The organism is Cryobacterium suzukii, assembly GCF_004403185.1.
Classification (GTDB): Bacteria; Actinomycetota; Actinomycetes; order Actinomycetales; family Microbacteriaceae; genus Cryobacterium; species Cryobacterium suzukii.
In genome coordinates, this window is record NZ_SOHJ01000014.1 from 28,342 (window position 1) to 50,657 (window position 22,316).

At 65.6% G+C, this 22,316-nt stretch carries 19 protein-coding genes; 12 read left to right on the forward strand and 7 right to left on the reverse strand.

The window, feature by feature from the left end; all coding sequences use genetic code 11:
• Window positions 1-3: 3 nt before the first annotated feature.
• The gene (locus E3T39_RS13950) at window positions 4-252 is read right to left on the reverse strand and encodes a WhiB family transcriptional regulator (RefSeq protein WP_035837005.1); all 249 of its coding nucleotides are present in this window, start codon (window positions 250-252) and stop codon (window positions 4-6) included.
• Window positions 253-444: 192 nt separating this feature from the next.
• On the opposite strand from E3T39_RS13950, the gene E3T39_RS13955 reads away from it, so the two are divergent.
• Window positions 445-894 (forward strand): hypothetical protein, encoded by a 450-nt coding sequence (locus E3T39_RS13955; RefSeq protein ID WP_241979720.1) that lies wholly within the window; start codon window positions 445-447, stop codon window positions 892-894.
• Window positions 895-934: 40 nt separating this feature from the next.
• On the opposite strand, the gene bcp is transcribed toward E3T39_RS13955, so the two are convergent.
• From bcp to aroA, 3 genes are read right to left on the reverse strand one after another with little or no spacing between them, the layout of a single operon-like run.
• Entirely contained in the window at window positions 935-1,414 is a 480-nt protein-coding gene (gene bcp, locus E3T39_RS13960; RefSeq protein WP_134516356.1) for a thioredoxin-dependent thiol peroxidase, read from the reverse strand.
• A gap of 33 nt (window positions 1,415-1,447) precedes the next feature.
• Window positions 1,448-2,605, reverse strand: coding sequence for a ribosome small subunit-dependent GTPase A (gene rsgA / locus E3T39_RS13965; RefSeq protein ID WP_134516358.1), 1,158 nt, complete (start codon window positions 2,603-2,605; stop codon window positions 1,448-1,450).
• Between the two features lie 6 nt (window positions 2,606-2,611).
• A complete protein-coding gene (gene aroA, locus E3T39_RS13970) occupies window positions 2,612-3,973 on the reverse strand; it encodes a 3-phosphoshikimate 1-carboxyvinyltransferase (RefSeq protein WP_134516360.1) in 1,362 nt (453 codons plus the stop codon).
• Between the two features lie 105 nt (window positions 3,974-4,078).
• Between aroA and E3T39_RS13975 the strand changes: the two genes are divergently transcribed.
• Window positions 4,079-4,759 carry a sigma-70 family RNA polymerase sigma factor gene (locus tag E3T39_RS13975; RefSeq protein ID WP_134516736.1) on the forward strand — a complete coding sequence of 227 codons (681 nt, stop codon included), beginning with the start codon at window positions 4,079-4,081 and terminating at the stop codon, window positions 4,757-4,759.
• Window positions 4,756-4,998 carry a zf-HC2 domain-containing protein gene (locus E3T39_RS13980; protein ID WP_104193145.1) on the forward strand — a complete coding sequence of 81 codons (243 nt, stop codon included), beginning with the start codon at window positions 4,756-4,758 and terminating at the stop codon, window positions 4,996-4,998. Before E3T39_RS13975 ends, E3T39_RS13980 begins: the two co-directional genes overlap by 4 nt.
• On the opposite strand, the gene E3T39_RS13985 is transcribed toward E3T39_RS13980, so the two are convergent.
• Complete coding sequence (locus E3T39_RS13985) at window positions 4,995-5,780, reverse strand: VOC family protein (RefSeq protein WP_134516362.1); 786 nt, start codon at window positions 5,778-5,780, stop codon at window positions 4,995-4,997. The two genes, E3T39_RS13980 and E3T39_RS13985, sit on opposite strands and share 4 nt — an antisense overlap.
• Before the next feature lie 207 nt (window positions 5,781-5,987).
• Window positions 5,988-9,728 (reverse strand): multifunctional oxoglutarate decarboxylase/oxoglutarate dehydrogenase thiamine pyrophosphate-binding subunit/dihydrolipoyllysine-residue succinyltransferase subunit, encoded by a 3,741-nt coding sequence (locus E3T39_RS13990; protein WP_134516737.1) that lies wholly within the window; start codon window positions 9,726-9,728, stop codon window positions 5,988-5,990.
• A 181-nt stretch (window positions 9,729-9,909) separates the two neighbouring features.
• Between E3T39_RS13990 and guaB1 the strand changes: the two genes are divergently transcribed.
• From guaB1 to E3T39_RS14035, 9 genes are all read left to right on the forward strand, one after another.
• Entirely contained in the window at window positions 9,910-11,349 is a 1,440-nt protein-coding gene (gene guaB1, locus E3T39_RS13995) for a GMP reductase (protein WP_134516364.1), read from the forward strand.
• A 376-nt stretch (window positions 11,350-11,725) separates the two neighbouring features.
• Window positions 11,726-13,063: a hemolysin family protein gene (locus E3T39_RS14000; protein WP_134516738.1), complete on the forward strand. Its 1,338-nt coding sequence runs from the start codon at window positions 11,726-11,728 to the stop codon at window positions 13,061-13,063.
• Entirely contained in the window at window positions 13,060-14,136 is a 1,077-nt protein-coding gene (locus tag E3T39_RS14005; protein ID WP_134516366.1) for a hemolysin family protein, read from the forward strand. Before E3T39_RS14000 ends, E3T39_RS14005 begins: the two co-directional genes overlap by 4 nt.
• A gap of 201 nt (window positions 14,137-14,337) precedes the next feature.
• On the forward strand, window positions 14,338-14,775 hold the full coding sequence (locus tag E3T39_RS14010) for a VOC family protein (protein WP_134516368.1): 438 nt from the start codon (window positions 14,338-14,340) through the stop codon (window positions 14,773-14,775).
• Between the two features lie 223 nt (window positions 14,776-14,998).
• Complete coding sequence (locus tag E3T39_RS14015; RefSeq protein ID WP_134516370.1) at window positions 14,999-15,874, forward strand: ADP-dependent NAD(P)H-hydrate dehydratase; 876 nt, start codon at window positions 14,999-15,001, stop codon at window positions 15,872-15,874.
• A 39-nt stretch (window positions 15,875-15,913) separates the two neighbouring features.
• The gene (locus tag E3T39_RS14020; RefSeq protein ID WP_241979721.1) at window positions 15,914-17,152 is read left to right on the forward strand and encodes a glycosyltransferase 87 family protein; all 1,239 of its coding nucleotides are present in this window, start codon (window positions 15,914-15,916) and stop codon (window positions 17,150-17,152) included.
• Window positions 17,149-19,935, forward strand: a complete 2,787-nt coding sequence (locus E3T39_RS14025) for a cation-translocating P-type ATPase (protein ID WP_198416139.1) — start codon at window positions 17,149-17,151, stop codon at window positions 19,933-19,935. The genes E3T39_RS14020 and E3T39_RS14025 overlap by 4 nt, the downstream gene beginning before the upstream one ends.
• 47 nt (window positions 19,936-19,982) lie before the next feature.
• The gene (locus E3T39_RS14030; RefSeq protein ID WP_134516372.1) at window positions 19,983-20,285 is read left to right on the forward strand and encodes a thiamine-binding protein; all 303 of its coding nucleotides are present in this window, start codon (window positions 19,983-19,985) and stop codon (window positions 20,283-20,285) included.
• Between the two features lie 25 nt (window positions 20,286-20,310).
• Window positions 20,311-21,585: an MFS transporter gene (locus E3T39_RS14035; protein WP_134516374.1), complete on the forward strand. Its 1,275-nt coding sequence runs from the start codon at window positions 20,311-20,313 to the stop codon at window positions 21,583-21,585.
• A 54-nt stretch (window positions 21,586-21,639) separates the two neighbouring features.
• On the opposite strand, the gene E3T39_RS14040 is transcribed toward E3T39_RS14035, so the two are convergent.
• Window positions 21,640-22,296 (reverse strand): response regulator transcription factor, encoded by a 657-nt coding sequence (locus tag E3T39_RS14040; protein WP_092111590.1) that lies wholly within the window; start codon window positions 22,294-22,296, stop codon window positions 21,640-21,642.
• Window positions 22,297-22,316: the final 20 nt, after the last annotated feature.

A 22,316-nucleotide genomic window follows, 5' to 3' on the forward strand; every position in this document is an offset into this window, starting at 1 on the left:
TCGCTAGGAAGCGCGGCGGGCGCGTGCGGCGCGACGCTTGAGCGCGCGGCGCTCGTCTTCGCTCAGACCGCCCCAGACTCCCGAGTCCTGGCCGGTTTCGAGTGCGTACTGGAGGCACACCTCGGTGACGTTGCATCGAGCACACACCGACTTTGCCTTCTCGATCTGGTCCACTGCGGGTCCAGTGTTGCCGACCGGAAAGAAAAGTTCCGGGTCAGCGGTGAGGCAGGCAGCTTTATCGCGCCAGTCCATAGGGATGCTCCTTTTATTACATGGGTGCACGGCCGAGTGGCCAGAGTTGCAGGGTGATGGCCGGTTGCAGGAAAGTGGGATCTGCGCGATAACCGCGTTGAAACAGCTCACGTCCCTGTGAGCGTCAACCGGGCCTCAAATATCGTCCCATAATAGAGGTATCAAATCAATAGTTCTGTATGGCTTTTCGCTGTGAACAGCGACTCTGGTGCGCGGCGCCCAGCCTGGATTGACCTCCGGGCTCTTCGGCGTACCCCTCTTTTGGGGGTGTTGATCGCGCTCCTCGCCTTAGAAGCGCTCGCCCTGTGGGCTTTAAGCGCCTGGTGGGTGCTCGAACTGCTCATTGCCACCCCGAACTCGGTGGGAGCCTCGCTCGCCCTGTTAGCCCTCACCGCGGTCGCTGCCCTGTGGGTCAGTGCGATCACGGTCGGCGCTCTCCGCCGCCGTCCGTGGATTCGCGGCGCTGCCGTCACCTGGCAGCTCGTATTGATCATGATCGCGATCGGTTGCTTTCAAGGGATCTACGCTCGGCCAGACGTCGGCTGGGCGCTGCTGTTGCCGTCCATCATCGTGCTCGTACTGGTGTTCAACCCGCGCGTCGTCGCCGCGACCAGCCACGAACCCGAGCCCGAAGCCGACTGAGCGGCGCTGTGCGGGCCGTGAAGACCCGATCATGCCGAACCTAGCTGTCGATACCGAGCTTCTTGCGCAGACCCGCCACGTGGCCGGTGGCCTTGACGTTGTAGAGGGCGTGGGTGATGATTCCGGCCTCATCGAGCACGAGCGTCGACCGCAGCACACCGGTCACGATCTTGCCGTACAGGTTCTTCTCGCCGTAGGCGCCGTAGGCGCGGTGCACAGCGAGGTCGGTGTCGCTGAGCAGTGGAAAGTTCACCGCGTCGTGCTCCTGAAACTTCTTGAGCTTGGCCGGCGCGTCTTTCGAGAGTCCGAGAACCTGGTAGCCGGCTGATTTGAGAGAACCGAGGTTGTCGCGAAAGTCGCAGGCCTGGGTCGTGCAGCCGGGAGTCATCGCTGCCGGGTAAAAATACACGACGACCTTGCTGCCTGCGAAGTCGGCCAGCGAAACGGATGCCCCGTCCTGGTCGGTCAGGGTGAACTGGGGGGCCGTATCGCCGACTACAAGGCGCGCTGAATCCGTCATCCTTCCATCGTAACTGCGTCATGCGACACGGGCTCAGCGAGCGGGCGCGAAGGTGGCGAGAAGGCGCTGCAGGGAGTCCAGGCGCACCCGGCCGGTCTCACCGAGTTCATTAGCCTCTACGGCCTCGATGATGGCGCAGTCCGGCGAATCCGGCAGGTGCGTGCAGCCGCGCGGGCAGCGCTCGGCGATCGTTGCGAGATCCGTGAAGGCCTTGAGGATGTTGTCGGTGTTGATGTGTCCGAGGCCAAAGGACCGCACGCCGGGGGTGTCGATGACCCACCCGCGGCCGGCATCCGTTTGAAGGCGCAGCGACACGGTCGACGACGAGGTATGGCGGCCACGGCCGGTGACGGTGTTGACGACGCCGATAGCCCGGTTAGTGCCCGGCACGAGCGCGTTCACCAGCGTGGACTTGCCGACGCCGGAGTGCCCGACGAAGACGGTGTCGTGACCGACCAGTGCCGCCGAGATCGCTTCGATCGGCATGCCGCCCTCGCCGCTTTGAAACACGGGCAGGTCGAGGCCGGCGAAATTGGCCAGGAATACGGCAGGGTCGGCGAGGTCGGTCTTGGTGATGCACAGGATGGGCTTCACGCCGGCGTCGTAGGCCGCGACCAGATACCGATCCACCAAGCGGATGCGCGGTTCCGGGTTGGCCGCAGCGACCACGATCAGCATCTGGTCGGCATTGGCCACGATCACGCGCTCGACGGCGTCGGTGTCGTCGGCGCTGCGCCGCAGCAACGTGTCGCGCGGCACGATGCGCACGATGCGGGCCAGGCTGCCCTCGGCCCCGGTAGTGTCGCCGACGATGTCGACCCGGTCGCCGTTGACGACGGCTTTCTTGCGCAGTTCGCTCGCTCGGGCGGTCGTGATGCGCCGTTCGGTGGGCAGGTTCTCGTCGAGCATGACTGTGTAACGGCCGCGGTCGACCGAGAGAATGCGCCCCGTCAGGGCGTCCTCATGGCTCGGCCGGGTCTTGGAGCGGGGTTTGCTGCCCTTGCGGCCGGGACGCACGTGCACGCTCGACTCGTCAAACTCCGGCTCGTCGTCGTCGGCAGAGGCCCACCAAGTGTCGCCGGGATCTCCGGCGAGGTCGGCGTAGTCCGTGGACGCTGCGTCGGCAACCACCTGATCGCTGATCCGATCCCGATCGTCGCCATCGCCCAAGGAAGTCTGGTCGCCCGTCATGGGCACCTACAGCGCCGCTTCGGTGATCATCGCATGCCACAGCTGGGGAAACTGGGGGAGGGTTTTTGCGGTGGTGCCGATGTTCTCCACGTCGACGCCGGGTACGGCGAGGCCGATCAGCGCTCCGGCCGTGGCCATGCGGTGGTCGTCGTAACTGAGCCACTGACCGCCGTGCAGGGGAGCCGGCTCGATCTGCAGGCCGTCCGGTAGTTCGGTGACCTTCCCGCCGAGCCGATTGATCTCGGTGGCCAGCGCGGCGAGACGGTCGGTCTCGTGGTTGCGAATGTGCCCGATTCCGGTGATCGTGCTCGGCGTCTCGGCCAGGGCAGCGAGGGCGACGAGGGTGCAGGCAAGTTCGCCGCCGCTCGAAAGGTCCAGGTCGACGCCGAGAATGCGCTCGCCTCCGGTTACGGTGAGGCGGTCACCCACGCGGGTGACGGTCGCGCCGAACAGCGGCAGCAGTTGTTCGAGGTCGGCGCCTACCTGAGTGGTCGCCTGCGGCCAGCCGGTGATGCTGACGCTGCCGCCGGCCACGAGCGCGGCGCAGAGGAACGGTGCGGCGTTGGAAAGATCGGGTTCGATGTCGACCGTACGACCCGCGAGAAGACCGGGTTCGATGATCCATTCGCCGACGTTCGGCGTGGCCACGATGACTCCGCGAGCGCGCAATACTTCGATGGTCATCTCAATGTGCGGCAGGCTGGGCAGCCGTTCGCCGGAGTGGGTGAGGTGCAGCCCGTGTTCGAACCGTGCGCCGGCCAGCAGCAGGCCGGAGACGAACTGGCTGGACGTGCCCGCGTCGATGGTGGTGGCGCCACCAGTCACCGCTCCGCGGCCGTGAACGGTGAAAGGCAATGCGCGCTTGCCATCGTCGTTGATATCGCCGCCGAGGTCGCGCAGCGCGCCGATGATGGGCCCCATGGGGCGACGGCGGGCACCGATATCGCCGTCGAACGTCGTCGGGCCGAGGGCGAGGGCGGCCAGCGGCGGCAGAAAACGCATGACGGTCCCGGCCAGGCCGCAGTCGATCGTGGTGGAACCGAGCAGTTCCTCTGGCGGTGTCACCAACAGGTCGGAGCCGAACGCGCTCGCGCCAGCCACAGCCTCGATCGTGGCGCCCAGCTGGCGTAGCGCATCGACCATGAGGTCGCTGTCGCGAGAGTGCAGCGGCGACCGCAACAGGGATGGTTCGCTGGCTAAAGCGGATGCGACGAGCTCTCGGTTGGTCAACGATTTCGAGCCCGGCAGGGCCAGCACAGCCTGCAGGGGCACGTCCGTGCTCGGCGCCGGCCACCAGGCATTTTCCTCGTTCGGTGAATTGTCGCCGTACGGATCGAACTCCGGCTTGGAATATCTCGAGATCAGCATCGGTTATCAGAATAGTCGGTGATAACAATCTGAGGGAGATCTGTAACGGTGTCAATGCTTCTGGAGCGACCCCTGGCCGTGGGTAACGGCTTAGAATCATTGGTGATGACTTCAGACACGCCCGCGAACTCGGAAGACCTTTCGAGCCGCGACCCAGAACTCACGACGCTTTCCCCGACCAAGGCCGAACTGCGCGAGCAGAACCGCGGATTGTTTGAGGAACAGGCGTTGCCTTTTCTCGATCAGCTGTACGCGGCGGCCATGCGCATGACGCGCAACCCGTCGGATGCGCAGGACCTCGTGCAGGAAACCTTCGTGAAGGCCTTTGCTGCGTTCGCGCAGTACGAGCAGGGAACCAACCTCAAGGCGTGGCTGTACCGCATTCTTACCAACACCTTTATCAATGCGTACCGCAAGAAGCAACGTGAGCCTTACCAGGGCACGATTGATGAGCTGGAAGACTGGCAGCTCGGCGGGGCCGAATCGACCACCGCGACGTCGGGGCGTTCGGCCGAGGCCGAGGCCATCGACCATCTGCCAGACAGCGCCGTCAAAGACGCCCTGCAGTCCATTCCCGAAGACTTCAGACTCGCCGTCTACTTCGCCGACGTCGAAGGGTTCTCCTACCAGGAGATCGCCGAAATCATGAAAACCCCCATCGGTACCGTAATGAGTCGCCTGCACCGTGGCCGGCGACTGCTGCGCGAGCTGTTGGCCGGCTACGCGGCCGAACGCGGGCTGGGCATGGGCCAAGACCAGAAAACATCCAGGAGCACAGAAAAATGACCGATTGTGGTTGCGAGAAGGCCAAGGCCGAACTCGAGGAATACCTGCACAACGAACTTCGCAAGAATGATGCGGCCGATATTCGGGAGCACCTGGCTAGTTGCCCCGACTGCAGCAGCGAACACCTGGTTGGACGCACCATGACCGAGGTCATGCAGCGCGCCTGCAAGGAGACCGCGCCCGAAGACCTGCGCGATCAGGTTTTGTTGAAGCTGCGCTCCCTGCAAGCCTCGCACTAGTCGGAGGATCGCGGCGAGGGTTCGACCTGCCCGAGCAGGAAGGCGGCACCCGTCGCATCCGCTACCTGAGCGAAGGTTCCGAAGTCGGAATCCCACGGTTCCCGTAGCACTGTGCCACCGAGTTCACTTACTTTTTTCGCGGAAGCCCGCACGTCGGCGACGCCAAGATACACCTGCCAGTGTGACGGTACCCCGACTGGCAGGATGGCATCGGCGTCGTACACCCCTCCGGTCATCGATTCGTCGTGGCCGAACGTGCTGTACCGAAAATCGGTGGTGTCGCTTAGCGGAATCGGCGTCCAGCCGAATACCTCTCCGTAAAAGGCGATCGTTGCATTAAAGTCGCGGGTGATCAGCTCGTGCCAGACCGGCGTCCCGATCTCGTTGTCGGCTTCGAACCCTCGGTGGCCGGCGGCCTGCCACAGGCCGACGGCTGCTCCGGCCGGGTCGGTCAGCACGGCCAGCCGCCCCTGTTCGCCGATGGTCTGCGGGCGCGCGAGCACCGTGGCTCCCGCAGCCCTCGCGGCACGCACTGTCTCGTCGACGCTATCGATCGCGAGATAGGTGGTCCAGAAGTCACGGTTTCCGCGCTCCTGGGCCGTGAGACCGGCGACGGCGGCATCGCCGTGAAAGAACATTGTGTAGCGGCCGCTTCCCGCCCCGGTGTCGACGGCCTGCCAGCCGAACAGCTCGGCGTAGAACTCAATCGACCGGGCCGGGTCGCTCGTCATCAGATCGATCCAGCACGGCTCCCCGAGCTGGTTTTCAGTACGAACGGGCATAGTCTCTCCTCGGGTTGCCCTGAGCCTAAAGCCGTCAGCGCCCTCTGGCAACACGACGGTACCGGCGCGACGGCGAGGACGAACGGATGCCGCCGCGCCAGCTTCCCCAACCGCGCGGGTCCGCAAGTCCAGTCGTCGCGCATACAGCAATGGAGGGCGACTCTCGTCACCCTCCATTGCTACAGCGTTGCTGTGACCGTTACAGCGTTACAGAGTCAGAGCGTCGCGCTGCAGCTTGGCCTGCTCGATTGCGTGGCGCTTAGCCGATCCAGCGGCCGGTGACGCCGACGCCGGACGGGAGAACAAGCGCATGGCGCGCGGGCCAAGCTTGTTGGTCTCCAGGTAGAAGAACGGCCAGGCTCCCTGGTTCTCCGGTTCGTCCTGCACCCAGGCCAGTTCGGCGTTCGGGTACTGGGCGGCTACGTCCTTGAGTTCCACGGCGGGCAGCGGGTAGTACTGCTCAACGCGCACGAGGGCGATCTCCGGGTTCGGGTTCTTCTCGAGCTCATTCAGCAGGTCGTAGTAGATCTTGCCGGCCATGAACAAGACGCGCTTGACGGCGCTCTTGTCGCTCACGCGTGCATCGTCGATGACCGTCTCGAACTTGCCGCTGGTCAGCTCGGCCACGGCGCTCGTCGCGCCGCGCAGGCGCAGCATCGACTTGGGCGTGAACACGATCAACGGGCGACGCGGACGCATGTACGCCTGACGACGCAGCAGGTGGAAGTACGACGCAGGCGTCGACGGGCGCGCCACGGTCATGTTTTCTTCGGCACACAGCTGTAGGAACCGTTCGATGCGGGCCGACGAGTGGTCGGGGCCCTGGCCCTCGTAGCCGTGCGGCAGCAGCAGCACAACGGATGACCGCTGCCCCCACTTCTGCTCGGCGGACGAGACGAACTGGTCGATGATGGTCTGCGCCCCATTGGCGAAGTCACCGAACTGGGCTTCCCAGAGAACCAGGGCGTCGGCCCGTTCCACCGAATAGCCGTACTCGAAGCCCATGGCGGCGTATTCGCTCAGCAGGGAGTCGTAGATCCAGAACCGGGCCTGGTTGTCCTTGAGGTTGGCCAGTGGCAGCCATTCCTGGCCGTTCACCCGGTCGTGCAGCACGGCGTGACGCTGCACGAACGTGCCGCGGCGGGCATCCTGCCCGGCGAAACGCACCGGGGTGCCCTCGACCAGCAGCGAGCCGAGCGCGAGCAACTCGCCGAAGCTCCAGTCGATGTTGCCGTTACGGCTCATGTCGAGACGTTTCTGCAGCAGCTGCTGCAGTTTGTTGTGCACCGTGAAACCGACCGGCTTGTTGTTGAACGCGTCACCGATGAGCTGGATGACACTTTCCGGAACACCGGTCGTCTCTGGCTCGCCAGCGGCGTCCTCGCGGTCCTGTGCCTCAGCTTCAGCCTTCGCGGTAGCGGCCATCTCCGGGGTGATGATGGGAATCGACGCGGTCTGTGCGGCGTGCGTTTCCAGGAAAGCACGTTCGAGGCGGTCCTGGAAGTCGCGGTGGGCGGCTTCGTACTCTTCGACGGTGATGTCACCACGGCCGACGAGCGCCTCGGTGTAGAGCTTGCGTACGCTGCGCTTGGCCTCGACCAGGTTGTACATCAGCGGCTGGGTCATCGAGGGGTCGTCGCCCTCGTTGTGCCCGCGACGGCGATAGCAGATGAGGTCGACGACGACATCCTTCTTGAACTCCTGGCGGTAGGCGAACGCGAGTTCTCCCGCGCGGACCACAGCCTCTGGGTCATCCCCGTTGACGTGGAAGATCGGCGCCTGGATGGTCTTGGCGACGTCGGTGGCATAGACGCTGGTGCGGGCATCCTGCGGCAGGGTCGTGAAACCGAGCTGGTTGTTGACGACGATGTGCACGGTACCGCCGGTGCGGTAGCCGCGCAGCTGCGACATCTGCAGGGTTTCGAGTACGACGCCCTGGCCGGCCATCGCGGCGTCACCGTGAATGAGGATGGGCAGGGTGGAGAAGGTGCCGATCGGCTTGCGGTCCTGCTTGGCGCGCACGATGCCCTCGAGCACGCCGTCACCGGCCTCGAGGTGCGACGGGTTTGCGGCCAGTGAGACCGGAATTTCGGCGCCGTCTTCACCGCGGAACATGCCCGTGGTGCCGAGGTGGTACTTCACATCACCGGAACCGTGCACGGTGCGCGGGTCCTGCGTTCCCTCGAACTCGCGGAAGATTTCGCCGTAGGTCTTGCCGGCGATGTTGGTGAGCACGTTCAGACGGCCACGGTGGGCCATGCCGATGGCGACCTCGTCGAGGCCCTGCTCGGCAGCGCCCTGCAGAATGGTGTCGAGCAGCGGAATGGTGCACTCGCCGCCCTCAAGGCTAAAGCGTTTCTGGCCGACGTACTTGGTCTGCAGGAACGTTTCGAAGGCCTCTGCCTCGTTGAGCTTGGCGAGAATTCGCATCTGCTCGTGGTGCGTGGGCTTGACGTACGACTTCTCGATTTTTTCCTGCACCCACTTGCGCTGGGCCGGGTCTTGAATGTGCATGTACTCGATGCCCGTGGTGCGGCAGTACGAGTCGCGCAAGACTCCGAGAATGTCGCGCAGCAGCATCTGGCGCTGCGAACCGAAACCACCGGTTACGAAGGACCGGTCCAGGTCCCAGAAGGTAAGGCCGTGGGTTGCAATATCAAGGTCGGGATGACTGCGCTGCGAATACTCGAGCGGGTCGATGTCGGCCATCAGGTGGCCGCGCACGCGGAACGAGTTGATCAGTTCCTGCACGCGTGCGGTCTTATCGACGGCGCTCGTGAGATCGACACTGATGTCCGGTGCCCAGTGGATGGGGTCGTACGGAATGCGCAGGGCCGAGAAGATCTCCTCGTAGAAGTTGTGCTGGCCGATCAAAAGCTCGTGCACGATCTTGAGGAACTCGCCCGAACCGGCGCCCTGGATAACCCGGTGGTCGTAGGTGCTGGTGAGGGTGATGGTCTTGGAGATGGCCAGGCCGGTGAGGGTCTTGACGCTCGAACCCTGGAATTCGGCCGGGTAGTCCAGGGCGCCGGCGCCGATGATGCAGCCCTGGCCCTTCATGAGGCGGGGCACCGAATGCACGGTGCCGATGCCTCCCGGGTTGGTCAGCGACAGGGTCGCTCCGGCGAAGTCATCGGCGGTGAGCTTGTTCTTCCGTGCGCGGGTGACCAGGTCTTCGTAGGCGACGAGGTACTCGCCGAAGGTCATCGTGTCGGCACGTTTGATCGCCGGAACGAGGAGCGCGCGGGTGCCGTCGGGCTTGGGCATATCGATGGCCAGTCCCATGCCGACATGGGCGGGGGCAACGACCGAAGGCTTGCCGTCGACCTCGTCGTAGTAGACGTTCTGGCTGGGAAACATCTTGAGCGCGCGAATGAGCGCCCAACCGATCAGGTGGGTGAAGGACACCTTGCCACCACGAGCGCGCTTCATGTGGTTATTCATGACGATGCGGTTGTCGATGAGCAGCTTGGCCGGAATGGTGCGCACGCTGGTGGCCGTCGGCACGGTCAGGCTGGTGACCATGTTGGTCGCGAGAGACTTCGCCATGCCACGTAACGGCGAGACCGTGTCTTGTTTGACCGGCTCGGAGGCATCGACGACGACGGCCTGCGGGCTCGTCACTGGAGCGTCGGCGGGAACCGGGGCCGGCTTGGGCGCACTCGAAGTGGTGCGGGCCGTCGGCTGGTTCTCGGTCACCGGGGCCGGCGCTGCGGCTCCGGGAACGGTCTGCGCTACCGGTGCCGCGGCGGGCGCTGGCGCTGCCGGCGCGGCGGCTGGGGTGTTCGCGGTCTGGTGGTAGCTCTCGAGCACCGGCCACCACGATTCATCCACCGACTGCTTGTCGATCAAGTATCGTTCGTACAATTCGTCAACGAGCCACTCATTTGCTCCGAATTCGCCTGACGTTGTCTCGTCAGAAGCTCCACCGGTTACCTGGCTTGACACCGTGGGATCGCCCACTCTCTGCTTTGAATTTGGATGCCCTCGGCGGGTCAGCCGCCGGGTCAATCTGCGCTTTCATTGAGCCTGTCGCTGACGATGTCGACCGCCAGGTCAGTCTGCCCATCTAGCCTAATCCCATCCCGCGCCGCCATAAAACACCCGCTGAGCGGCTAGCGTTCTTGGTATGCAGTTCTATGGAACGACACCCAGCCACGATCTGACCTACTCCGACGTATTCCTGGTGCCCGGCCAATCGGCCGTCACCAGCCGTTTAGATGTCTCGCTGGCTCCGGGTGACGGCACCGGCGCGACGATACCCATCGTGTCGGCGAATATGAACTCGGTCACCGGGCCACGTCTGGCGGCCTCACTCGCCCGCCGTGGCGGGCTCGGGGTGCTGCCACAGGACATGCACCTGCAAGACCTGGATGCGGCCATCCGCTGGGTTAAAGACCAGTCGGTTCGTTTCGACACGCCGTTCGTGTTCGCCCCCGACGACACCGTCGAGCTCGCGCGCCGGCAGGTTCCGGCCGTTCCCGGGCAGGGAATAGTGATCCACTCCGGTGCTGGTGATTACCTCGGCTGCATCGTCGCCAGCCGGCTGGCGACAGCCTTGCCCGACGCTCGCCTGGGTGATCTGCTGCACGGGGAACTGACCGCGCTCGACGCTGATGACGTGGACGGGCCGCGCCGCGCTTTCGACCTGATGACCGCGGCCGATATTGACTTCGCTCCGGTACTGCACCACGGCGTCGTGGTCGGAACCCTCAGTCGCAAGAGCGCCCTGCGCTCCACGCTCTACCAGCCCACGCTCGACGTACACGGACGGCTCAAGGTCGCCGCGGCGATCGGCATCAACGGGGACGTCGCGGCGAAGGCTCGCGCGCTCGCCGCCGCTGGCGTCGATATTCTGGTGATCGATACCGCGCACGGCCACCAGGACGGCATGCTGCGCGCAATCGGAATCGTCGCCGACCTGAACCTCGGGCTGCCGATTGTGGCCGGCAACGTCGTGACCAAGGATGCGGTGCGTGACCTGGTCGGCGCAGGCGCGACCATCGTCAAGGTCGGAGTCGGCCCCGGGGCAATGTGCACCACCCGCATGATGACCGCCGTCGGCCGGCCCCAGTTTTCGGCAGTGCTCGAAACGGCCGGCGCCGCACGCGAGCTCGGCGCCCACGTCTGGGCAGACGGCGGGGTGCGCTATCCGCGCGACGTGGCCCTGGCGTTGGCCGCTGGCGCAGCATCCGTCATGATCGGCTCCTGGTTCGCCGGAACCACCGAAGCGCCAGGCACGCTGAATGTGGATGCCCGCGGCGCGGTCTACAAGGAAAGCTGGGGAATGGCGTCGACCAAGGCCGTTCAGGCGCGGTTCGAGCGCCTCGACGCCTACGACCTCGCCCGCAAGACCCTGTTCGCCGAGGGGATCTCGAGCTCGAAGATCTACCTCGATCCGCTGCGACCGTCGATCGAGGACCTGCTCGACATGATCACCTCGGGCGTGCGCTCCTCATTCACCTACGCCGGAGCCACCAATGTCGCCGACTTTCATGAGAAAGCGCTCGTGGGTATTCAGTCGGCCGCCGGCTATGAGGAGGGTAAGGCGCTGCCGGTGTCTTGGTAGGGCCGGTATAGCGCTGCCGGACGTGCTGCCGGACGTGCTCGTACCGCGCTGGTAGGGCCGGTATGGCGCTGGCGGACGCGCTGGTACGGCGCTGGCGGACGCGCTGGTACGGCGCTGGTACGGCGCTGGTACGGCGCTGGTACGGCGCTGGTACGGCGCTGGTAGGGCCGGTATGGCGCTGGTGGGCAGGCGCTGCCGGACGTGCTGGTGTCGCGGTGGCAGTGCTGGCGGTATTTCGCGGGGGCGGTATCCGCTTGGCTGCCGGGTGCGCCCGGTATACTCGGCTGAATAATGGATGACCCTCCCACCGCTGAACCCTCGTCCCACAAACCCTCGCCCGTAGTCGCTGTCGGTGAATTCCTTGTCTGAGCTGATCATGCTCGGGATCGGCCTCATCCTCACCGTCGGAACGGGCCTTTTCGTCGCCAGTGAGTTCGCCCTGGTGAATCTCGACCGCGCCGACCTCGAAGCGCGTCGCGACCGCGGGGAGACCCGCCTCGCCCTGACCATCTCCGCTCTGAAAATCACCTCGACGCACCTGTCGAGCGCACAGCTCGGTATCACCCTGACCACCCTGCTCACCGGTTACACGATCGAACCGGCCCTGTCGTCGCTGCTGCGCGGACCGCTCACCTCGGTGGGCCTGCCCGTCGACCTCGTGCCGCTGTTCGGCACCACGATCGCCATAGTGACGGCGACCCTCGTGTCGATGGTCGTCGGTGAGTTGGTTCCGAAGAACTTCGCGCTGGCCCTGCCCATTCAGACCGCACGCCTGGTGATTCCGTTTCAGACCGTGTTCACGGCCGTTTTCAAACCGGCGGTGCTGGTGCTCAATAACAGCGCCAACGCTCTGCTGCGCTTTGTCGGCATCGAACCGAAGGAGGAACTCTCCGGCGCCCGCACAGCCGAGGAACTCTCCTCACTCGTGCGCCGTTCGGCCAGCGCCGGACTGCTGGAAAAAGATACCGCCACGTTGCTGCACCGCACGCTGCTGTTCTCCGGGCATACGGCATCCGACGTGATGACGCCGCGTCCGCGCGTGGCGAGCATCCACCGCACCGATTCGGCGCAGGCGGTCATCGACCTCACGCGTTCCACCGGTTATTCGCGCTTTCCGGTCGTCGACGAGAGCGTCGACGACGTCGTGGGCATCGTGCACGTCAAGCAGGCGGTGGCTGTGCCGCGCAAGCGGCGAGCGGATGTTCCGGTTTCGGCCCTGCAGACCGACCCGGTGCGAGTACCCGAAACCATGAAGCTCGACGACCTGCTCGGTGAGCTGCGCGGCCGCGGCTACCAGATGGCCATTGTCGTCGACGAGTACGGCGGAACCGCCGGCGTCGTCACCCTCGAGGACCTGGTCGAGGAATTGGTCGGTGAGGTGGCCGACGAGCACGACAGGGCCCGCGCGGGCGTCGTGCGCTCGCCCGACTCACTGACCTTCCCCGGCATGCTGCGGCCCGATGAACTGCTGGAACGCACGAGCGTCGTCGTACCGGATCAAGGCCCCTATGAGACCGTGGCCGGTTTTGTCATGAGTGAGCTGGGCCGACTGCCGGTGATCGGCGATCGGGTACCGGTGCGCGGCGGCTTCCTGACCGTTGAGCGGTTGGAGGGGCGCCGGATCGACCGGCTGCGCTTCACTCCAGAGGCCGTGCCCGAAGCCGTAGCGGCTGTTGAAACCAAGTCCGATCGAAAGAAGGTGAGCGACAAATGAGCGACTGGGCCGGACTTGCCTGGTTGGTCGTGCTTCTCGCCGCCAACGCCTTCTTCGTCGGGGCGGAATTCGCCGTGATCTCGGCCCGCCGCTCGCAGATCGAACCGCTCGCCGAGGCCGGAAAGCGCAGCGCCAAAACTGCGCTGTGGGCGATGGAACACGCGACGCTGATGCTCGCGACCTCCCAGCTGGGGATCACAGTGTGCTCGCTGCTCATTCTGAACGTCTCGGAGCCGGCGATCCACCATCTGCTCGAAGTGCCGCTCGGTCTGACCGGCCTGCCGGACGCCTACATTGGCACGATCGCGTTCATCGTGGCGCTGCTGGTGGTCTCCTACCTGCACGTCGTGTTTGGCGAGATGGTGCCGAAGAACCTGTCGTTTTCGGTGCCGGACCGCGCTGTGCTGCTACTCGCGCCGCCGCTGGTGTTCGTCGCCCGCGTTTTCAAGCCGCTGATCGTCACCCTCAACGCCTGCGCCAACGGGGTATTGCGCCTGTTCGGCGTGCAACCGAAGAACGAGGCGACGAGCGCGTACACCCTGGACGAAGTGGCGACGATCGTTACCCAGTCCACCCGCGAGGGGGTGCTCAGCGACGGAACCGGTGCGCTCAGCGCGGCGTTCGAGTTCACCAACCTCAAGGTTCGCGACGTGGCCGTCGGTCTCGGCAAGCTGGTCAGCCTGCCGGAGTCGGCCACGCCGGCCGACGTGGAGAAAGCTGTCCGGCGCCACGGCTTCTCCCGTTACGTGCTCGCCGATGCCGAGGGCTACCTCACCGGCTACGTGCACCTGAAAGACGTGCTTGACCTCGATGTGCCGTCGGCCTCGGCCGGTGCCGCAACGCAGGCCGCGCCCGACAGTTACGCGGGGCGGATCCCGGCCAAGCGCATCCGTGCCTTAATTTCGATCTTCGAAGACACCGACCTCGAGGACGCCCTCGCCACCATGCGTCGCTCTGGTGCACACCTCGCGCGGTCGTTCACTGCCGAGGGCGAGACCACCGGGGTGCTCTTTCTCGAGGACATCATCGAGGAGCTCGTCGGCGAAGTGCAGGACGCCACCCGGCGCGACTAGCCCCTCTGCTACTGGACGGGGCCCGGGCCCCGTCCCCGGGCCCAGTTTATAAACTGGGCCCACGGACGGGGCCCGGGCCCCGTCCGCATGCACGCGCTCGCGCCGGCGACAAGCGGATGCCGCGCGCACCTCGCCAAGACGCCGACACGAGCGTAAAATTCTCCCTGAAAAATGCACATTCGGTGCAGAAAGGGAATACTCATGTTAAGTCAATTGGAAACCTACTCCGTGCTTCCCGCGCAGGATCTGGCGCGCGCCCGGCGCTTCTACAAGGACGTGCTCGGCATGGAACCCGTCGAGGAACGCATGGAGGGGCTGCTCTACCGCACCCCGAAGGGCGCCGCCATCATGGTCTACGAAACTGATAATGCCGGCAGCGCCGCGAACACGGCGATCGGTTTCGACACGGACGATATCGAGGCCGAGGTCGCCGTACTGCGCGGCCTGGGCGTCACGTTCGAGGAATACGATTTTCCGGGATTGAAGACCGAGAACGGCATCGCCACGACCAACGAGGATCGTGCGGCGTGGTTCAAGGACACCGAGGGCAACATCATTTGTGTATCGCAGACCGTTGCCTTTGGCCAGAGTGAGGCGCGAGAGCGCTCGCAGTCCACGAACTCGACGGTCAGCGACTGACTCGAGCCGCCGCCGCCGAACGGGTCGGCGCAGGCGGATGCGCGCGCGCCCGTTTTCGGTAGGCGCTACGCCGGTTGCCGTAGCGCCTACCCAAATCGGGCGCACTCGCGAAGGCCGCGCACTCGCGAAGGCGGCGCACTCGCGAGGGTCACCGCGGCCGCGGGCACGCACCGACGAGCAAGCCGCCGACGCGAGCAGATCGAAAACGACCTATCGTGGAGGCATGGTGAAACCGCGCGGCTGGCTGGAATGGGAGGCCGAACAGGCCCGCGACTGGATATCCCGGCCCCAGGCCGGCGACGACAAATATTCCCGCGGCGTGCTCGGGGTGCGTACCGGCTCCAAGGACTACCCGGGGGCCGCGGTGCTCGGCGTCGACGCGGCCGTGCGCACCGGCCTCGGAATGGTGCGCTACCTCGGCCCGCGCCGCGCCGCGAACCTCGTACTCCAGCGCCGTCCCGAAATAGTCACAGTACCCGGCCGGGTGCAGGCCTGGCTCCTCGGCTCCGGCATCAACTCCGACACGAGAACGGATGCCGTCAGCACGGCCCTGACGGAAGCCCTCGCCGAGGGCCTGCCCGCCGTTATCGACGCCGGCGCCCTCGACCTGGCAGCGCGGGCGATCGGCCCGACGGTGATCACCCCCCACGCCGGAGAACTGGCCACGATGCTCGCGAATGAGGCCAAGCCCGGCTCGGCCTCGCAGATTGCCGCCAACCCGGCGGAGTGGGCCATTCGTGCTGCCCGCCTGTTCGACGTGACGGTGCTGCTGAAGGGCGCCGTCACCCACATCGCGTCGCCGTCTGGCGCCCGCCTGACCGTGTCGATTGGGCCGGCCTGGCTGGCGACGGCCGGGTCTGGCGACGTGCTCGGCGGCATCCTCGGCGCGCTCCTGGCGACCCATGCCGACCAGCTCGAAACGGATTCCGCCTCCCTCGCCCCGCTGGCCGCCACCGCAGCCCTGCTGCACGCCGAAGCCGCGATTCTCGCTTCAGCCGGCGGTCCGATCGCGGCTCTCGACATAGCGGATGCCGTGCCGCGGGTGGTCGCCGCTCTGCTCGCCCACGGCAGTGATCAGGGGCCCCGCCCGATCCGCTAGAACAAGCACACGACACGGCCGGTTGTGCCAAGGTAAAGCGTGCGAATTCACGATGAGAGGGCGACCGTATCCCGGCCTGCGCGGCCGGTTCTGCGGCATCCGCTCGCCGCGCTGTGGTCGGCTTTCGCGCTCGTGCACCTGCTGCTGATCCTGCTGGCCCTGTTCAGTCCCGGGTATCCGCTCGGGGACGTCGAGATCGTCTACCGCCGCTGGGCCGCGAACGCGGCCACGGGCAGCATCGTGGGAATCACCGACAATTTCGTCTACCCGATTCTCGCCCTCGTGCCGATTCTGGGTGCGTTCGCCTTCGGCGGGCCGGCCTACCTCGCAACCTGGCTCGCGCTCGTGAGCGGGCTGAACGCCGGGGCGTTCTGGGTACTCGTGCGCTCGCACCGGACCGCGGCCTGGTGGTGGCTGGCCTTCCTGGCGATGCTCGGCCCCATCGCGCTTTTGCGAATCGACGCGGTCACGGTGCCGCTGTGCATCGTCGCCCTGCTCTGGCTGCGTCGCCGCCCATTCTGGGGCACGGCACTGCTCACGATCGCGACCTGGATCAAGATCTGGCCGGTCGCCGCGCTCGCCGCCCTGTTCGTGGCGTCGAAACGACGGTGGCGGATGCTCATGCTCGCCGCCGCGGTCACCGCGACAGTTATCGGGGTTGCCGGGGCGTTCAGCCTGAGCCGGGGCAGCGGCATTCACGTGCTGAGTTTCGTGGCCGAACAGGCGGCACGGGGGATCCAGATTGAATCGCCCGTCGCCGTGCCCTGGCTCTGGCAGACCGCACTGGGCGTGCCGGGCAGTTTCATCTACTACGACCACGAGATTCTCACGTTTCAGGTCTACGGCGCTGGCACTACCGCAATGAGCGCCCTGATGACCCCGCTGCTGGCCCTGGCCGCCGTCGCAGTGCTGCTGCTCGGCCTACGCGCCCAACGCCGGGGAGCGAGCACTTTCGCGGTACTTCCGCCGCTGACGCTCGCGTTGACGGTGACCCTGATCGCCTTCAACAAAGTGGGTTCGCCGCAATTCATCAGCTGGCTGGCCGCACCGATCATTCTCGGGCTCGTTCTGAACGGCCGCAACTGGCGCACCCCCGCGCTGCTCGGCCTCGCGCTCGCCGCGCTCACCCAACTGGTCTACCCGTACCTGTATGACTGGGTGCTGGCGGCCCATCCGCTCATGGTGCTCGTGCTGACCGTGCGCAACCTGCTCGAATTCGTGCTGCTCGGCTGGGCGCTCGCGGCACTGTACCGACCGACGGCAGGAGCGTTCTTGTGAGTGCCAGACTGCGCCCGACGCCAGCCTCCGGTGCCAGCTCCGAGCCAACGGCCGCACTCGAGGTATGGCACACCCTCCCCGCCACGCTCGTCGCCACCCGGCTGAACGTCGATCCCGCCACAGGTCTGACCAACGCGTTGGTCGAGGACCGGCAGCAGGAATATGGGCCGAATCTCCTCGCCGAGCCAAAAAGGGTACCGGCCTGGCGCAAGGTCATCCGTTTGCTGGCAGAGAAGATGACGCTGGTGCTGGTGATCGCCGCGGTGGTCAGCGCCGTCGTTTCGCGGGAATGGGAGACGCCCGTTGTTATCCTGGCCGTGATCATCCTGAACACGGTCTTAAATTACCTGCAGGAACGACGGGCCGAAAACAGCCTTCAGGCGCTGCGAACCATGTCGGTCGGGACGGCCGTGGTTCGACGAAACGGCACCGAGCTGGAAGTTCCCCGGAGCGCGCTGGTGCCAGGGGACATCGTTCTGCTCGATGCCGGGGACTCCATTCCGGCCGACGGTCGCATCGTGGAAGAATCGCGGTTGCAGGTGGCCGAGGCCACGCTGACCGGGGAATCAGAGCCCGTCGCCAAGTCGACCGCGCCACTTGCGGCCGCGAACCTGCCGCTTGGTGACCGCGACAATATGCTCTTCATGAATACCGACGTCACCCGTGGCCGGGCGACCATGATCGTCACCGCTACCGGTATGCGCACGGAAGTTGGTGCCATCGCGGCGTTGATCAGTGAGGTCAAGCGCGAACGCACCCCGCTCCAACGACGGATCGACCAGCTGGCCAAACTACTGACCCTGGTGGCGCTGATCGTGGTCTCGGTTGTCTTCGTACTGGGCCTGGTGCGCGGGCAGTCGTGGTCCGACCTGCTGATCACCTCGGTGTCCCTGGCGGTAGCAACCATTCCCGAGGGCCTGACGGCGGTCGTCGCCTTCACCCTGGCGATGGGTGCCGCGCGACTGGCCGGCCAGGGGGCCATTCTCAAGCAGCTCTCGGCGGTGGAAACCCTCGGCAGCGTAACCCATATCGCCACGGACAAGACCGGCACGCTGACCATGAACGAGATGACGGCACACCGCCTGCATATCCATGGACACGACTTTCAGGTCACCGGAACGGGCTACTCGACGTACGGGAAAATCCTGATCCCAAAGACCGTGCCGGTACCGGACCTGACCGAGGCGCTATTGGCGATGGCGTTGTGTAACGATGCCATCATCGATGACGGTCGCCTCGTGGGAGATCCGACGGAGGGCGCGCTGGCCGTGCTGGCCGCGAAGGGCGGTCTCGATGTTGGCGGAGCCCGGCGAGATCACCCGCGCCTGGCCGAGATACCGTTTGACTCGGAGTACAAATACATGGCCACTTTCCACCCGCTGGCGGCGGATTCGAACCTGTCAGCGCCGGTGACGGTCTACCGATGTCTGGCCAAGGGGGCACCGGTCGCGCTGATGCAACTGGCCGACTCGGTACTCACCGCTGACGGTATCCAGCCGCTAACCGAGGAACATCGCCGGCGTATCCACGATGCCATCCAGGATCTGGCCGGAGACGGCCTGCGCACGCTCATGATCGCTGGGCGTCGCCTGCATGCGGCGCTCCCGGACGACGAGAAATCCCTGCAGGCGCTGGTCACGGGTTTGACGATCTACGCAATCGTGGGAATTGTCGATCCGGCGCGTGCCGAAGCTGCCCAGGCCATCGCGGAGGCGCGCGGAGCCGGCATCAAGGTGCACATGATCACGGGGGACCACCTGGTCACCGCTTCGGCCATCGCAAAGGATTTAGGCATCCCGGGCGACGCCGCGTCCGGCCCCGACCTGGACGAACTGGACGACGGCGAGCTCAGCCGACGGGCTGCCGGGTATGGCGTGCTGGCCCGGGTCACTCCCGCGCACAAGATCCGAATGGTCAAGGCCCTGCAAAAAGGGGGCAATGTCGTGGCCATGACCGGGGACGGTGTCAACGATGCCCCAGCCCTGAAACAGGCCGACATCGGAATCGCCATGGGCATAACCGGTACAGATGTGTCCAAGGGCGCAGCGAATATGATCCTCACCGACGACAACTTCGCCACCATCGTGGCCGCGGTCAGGGAAGGCCGCGGCATCTATGCCAACATCCTGAAGTTCGTGAGATTCCAGCTCACCACGGCCTGGGGCTTCGTGCTCATCTTCCTGGTTGCCGGTGTCACCGGGCTGGCCGGCGGCGCGCCGTTCACCGCCCTGCAGATCCTCTGGGTCAACATCATCATGGACGGCCCGCCCGCCCTCGCCCTCGGCGTGGACCCGGCCGAACCCGGCACGATGAAGCAACAACCTCGCCCGGCCGATGAACGGCTACTGACCAGGGCCCGGCTCCTACGAATCCTCGGGCTGGGTATCGTCATGGCCGCCGGAACCCTCGCCGTCCTGACTCTGGCTCCGGTTTTGTTTCCGGACAGTGCCAGCGATGCAGCCTTTGCCAGCACCCTGGCATTCACCACGTTCGTTTTCTACCAGGTGTTCAATCTGCTCAACGTGCGGTCCGACACCCTCTCCGTCTTCTCGATCCATACCTTGACGAACCGGAGCATCTGGGTAGCACTGGTCGCTGTCATCCTCCTGCAGGTCTGCGTAGTGCAGGTCGAGGTTCTGCAGGGGCTCTTCGACACCACCGGGCTCACCGCGCCTCAGTGGGGGTTGGCCGTCCTCGTCGGGTCGTCCGCACTCTGGGTCGAGGAGAGCGGAAAGGCCATCGTGCGGTCGACCGACCTTCGCCGGCCGGCCCCGGCCGAGTAGAACCCGTCACCGTTTTCGATTCAAACCACCAACCAAGGGAACCCACCATGCTCGTAGCATTTTCTGTCGCACCGTCCGTCGCCGCCGACTCGCAGGGATCGGTGCACGACGCGGTCGCCGCTGCCGTCCGCATCGTGCGCGACTCCGGCCTGCCCAACCACACCGACTCCATGTTCACCACGATCGAGGGCGACTGGGACGAAGTCTTCGCCGTGATCAAAGCGGCGACCGAAGCGGTGGGCGCCTTCGGGCCGCGCGTATCCCTCGTACTGAAGGCCGACATCCGCCCGGGGCACACCGGCGAACTCACCGGCAAGCTTGAGCGCCTGGAGACCGCCCTCGACGCCTAGAGAGCTGGGGGCTTAGGCTTATTGCATGCCCCTCACTCCTGACGGGTCGACGCAGCTGTCGTCGACCCGTATTCGTCTTGCCCTGCTCGCCCTCGCCCTGGGCGGTTTCGGCATCGGCGCGACCGAATTCGTGGCCATGGGCCTGCTGCCGAACCTCGCCGCCGACCTGCTGCCGGAACTCTATGCGAGCGCACCGGATGCCGCCAACGCACAGGCCGGCTGGCTCATCTCGGCCTATGCCCTCGGCGTGGTGGTCGGTGCGCCGACGATCGCGGCCGCTGCGGCCCGCTGGCCGCGCAAACAATTGTTGCTCGGTCTGTTGACGGCGTTCACCCTGGGCACCATCGCGTCGGCCCTGCTGCCCACCTTTGAGACGGTGCTGGCCGCTCGTTTCGTGGCCGGACTGCCGCACGGCGCGTACTTCGGCATCGCGTCGCTGGTTGCCGCTCACCTGATGGGCCCGGGCAAGCGGGCCCGTGGCATCGCGATCGTGCTCAGCGGCCTGACCATCTCCAACGTCATCGGGGTGCCCACGATCACCTGGATCGGCCAGATGAGCGGATGGCGCGTCGCCTACCTCGTCGTCGCCGCTATTTTCGCACTTACCTTCGTGGCCGTCGCCGTTTTCGTGCCGTTCCAAGCCGGCAACCCGAAAGCCACCATGCGCGCCGAGCTGCGGGCGTTTGGCAAATTGCAGGTCTGGATCACCCTGTCGATCGGTGCGATCGGTTTCGGCGGGCTGTTCGCCGTCTACACCTACGTAGCCCCCCTCGTTATCGAGATCACCGGATTATCCGCCGCAGCGGTGCCGCTCATTCTGGTGGTCGTCGGCCTCGGCATGACGGCCGGCAACTTCGGCGGGGGAGCCATGGCCGACTGGAGCGTGCGCCGCACAATGTACATCTCGTTCGGCGTGCTCATCCTCGCGCTCGTCATCCTGGGCCTCTCGGCGCAGTTTTTGACCGGGCTGCTGGTGGGAATGTTTCTAATCGGCGCTGCGGCATCCGCTTTATCGCCGACCATTCAGGCCCGGCTGATGGATGTGGCGCACGAAAGCCAGTCGCTCGCGGCGGCGCTCAACCACTCCTCGCTCAACGTGGGCAACGCCCTCGGCGCGGCCCTCGGCGGCGTGGCCATCGCTGCGGGGCTGGGATACCTGGCCCCGGTGTGGATCGGTGTCGGGCTCAGCGCCGTCGGCGTGCTGCTGACCCTGCTCACCTTCAGCATCGACCGCCGGCGGCGCCACCGTGGCCACCACGTGCCTTACGGCACCCAGCTGATTCCGGTCGTGCGGCGTTAACGCACCTGACCGGCCAGCATCGAGATGCCGGCCGGTCAGGTGCCAGGCAGTGGGTTAGTCCGTCTGCAGCAGGATGCCGTCGTGGATGGCGCGCTTACGCAGCGCAACCTTCGTGCCCACGTCGTAACCGGCGAGGCGGTACTTCTCGCGAATGCGCTTGAGGTAGCTCTTGGCGGTCTCCTCGGAAATGCCGAGCTGGTAAGCGACGGCTTTCACCGGCTCGCCGGCACCGTAGAGCGCCATGACGCGGCGTTCCTGGGCACTGAGACGGGGACCTTCGACGTTCTCGGTTGAATTGAGCGCATAGTCGAGCTCGGCCGAGATGTAGGACTTTCCGTTGTAGGCCGCGCGAATGGCGTCGACGATCATGCTCGCTTCCTCGCTCTTGACGAGGTAGCCGAGAGCGCCAGCGGCCAGGGCTTCGCGCACGAGGGCCGGCTCGGAATAGGTGCTCATGAGCACCGTCTTCACCCCGGTCGTCTTGAGCGTGGAAATCTTAAGGGACACCGGAATGTTGTCCTTGAGGTCGAGGTCGAGCAGTACGACATCCACCGGAAACTCGGGGTGAGTCAGCAACTCGGGCCAGGTGGTTACCGCCGCCACCATCTCGATGTCGTCAGCTGCGCTTCGGATCCACTCGGTGAGTGCCCCCAAGAGCATCCTGTGGTCATCGACCAGGGCCAAACGGATGGGACGGTCTGTTGTCGTCATTTTCTGTCTCCTCCTACCTG

What these genes read in the sequence shown, in the direction of transcription:
- E3T39_RS13985 (WP_134516362.1), bottom strand. Translation starts at nt 5,780, where the DNA reads ATGCCCGTTCGTACTGAAAACCAGCTCGGGGAGCCGTGCTGGATCGAT.
- E3T39_RS14030 (WP_134516372.1), top strand. Translation starts at nt 19,983, where the DNA reads ATGCTCGTAGCATTTTCTGTCGCACCGTCCGTCGCCGCCGACTCGCAG.
- E3T39_RS14000 (WP_134516738.1), top strand. Translation starts at nt 11,726, where the DNA reads ATGCTCGGGATCGGCCTCATCCTCACCGTCGGAACGGGCCTTTTCGTC.
- guaB1 (WP_134516364.1), top strand. Translation starts at nt 9,910, where the DNA reads ATGCAGTTCTATGGAACGACACCCAGCCACGATCTGACCTACTCCGAC.
- aroA (WP_134516360.1), bottom strand. Translation starts at nt 3,973, where the DNA reads ATGCTGATCTCGAGATATTCCAAGCCGGAGTTCGATCCGTACGGCGAC.
- E3T39_RS13975 (WP_134516736.1), top strand. Translation starts at nt 4,079, where the DNA reads ATGACTTCAGACACGCCCGCGAACTCGGAAGACCTTTCGAGCCGCGAC.
- E3T39_RS14040 (WP_092111590.1), bottom strand. Translation starts at nt 22,296, where the DNA reads ATGACGACAACAGACCGTCCCATCCGTTTGGCCCTGGTCGATGACCAC.
- E3T39_RS13950 (WP_035837005.1), bottom strand. Translation starts at nt 252, where the DNA reads ATGGACTGGCGCGATAAAGCTGCCTGCCTCACCGCTGACCCGGAACTT.
- E3T39_RS14015 (WP_134516370.1), top strand. Translation starts at nt 14,999, where the DNA reads ATGGTGAAACCGCGCGGCTGGCTGGAATGGGAGGCCGAACAGGCCCGC.
- E3T39_RS14010 (WP_134516368.1), top strand. Translation starts at nt 14,338, where the DNA reads ATGTTAAGTCAATTGGAAACCTACTCCGTGCTTCCCGCGCAGGATCTG.
- E3T39_RS14035 (WP_134516374.1), top strand. Translation starts at nt 20,311, where the DNA reads ATGCCCCTCACTCCTGACGGGTCGACGCAGCTGTCGTCGACCCGTATT.
- E3T39_RS14005 (WP_134516366.1), top strand. Translation starts at nt 13,060, where the DNA reads ATGAGCGACTGGGCCGGACTTGCCTGGTTGGTCGTGCTTCTCGCCGCC.
- rsgA (WP_134516358.1), bottom strand. Translation starts at nt 2,605, where the DNA reads ATGACGGGCGACCAGACTTCCTTGGGCGATGGCGACGATCGGGATCGG.
- E3T39_RS13980 (WP_104193145.1), top strand. Translation starts at nt 4,756, where the DNA reads ATGACCGATTGTGGTTGCGAGAAGGCCAAGGCCGAACTCGAGGAATAC.
- bcp (WP_134516356.1), bottom strand. Translation starts at nt 1,414, where the DNA reads ATGACGGATTCAGCGCGCCTTGTAGTCGGCGATACGGCCCCCCAGTTC.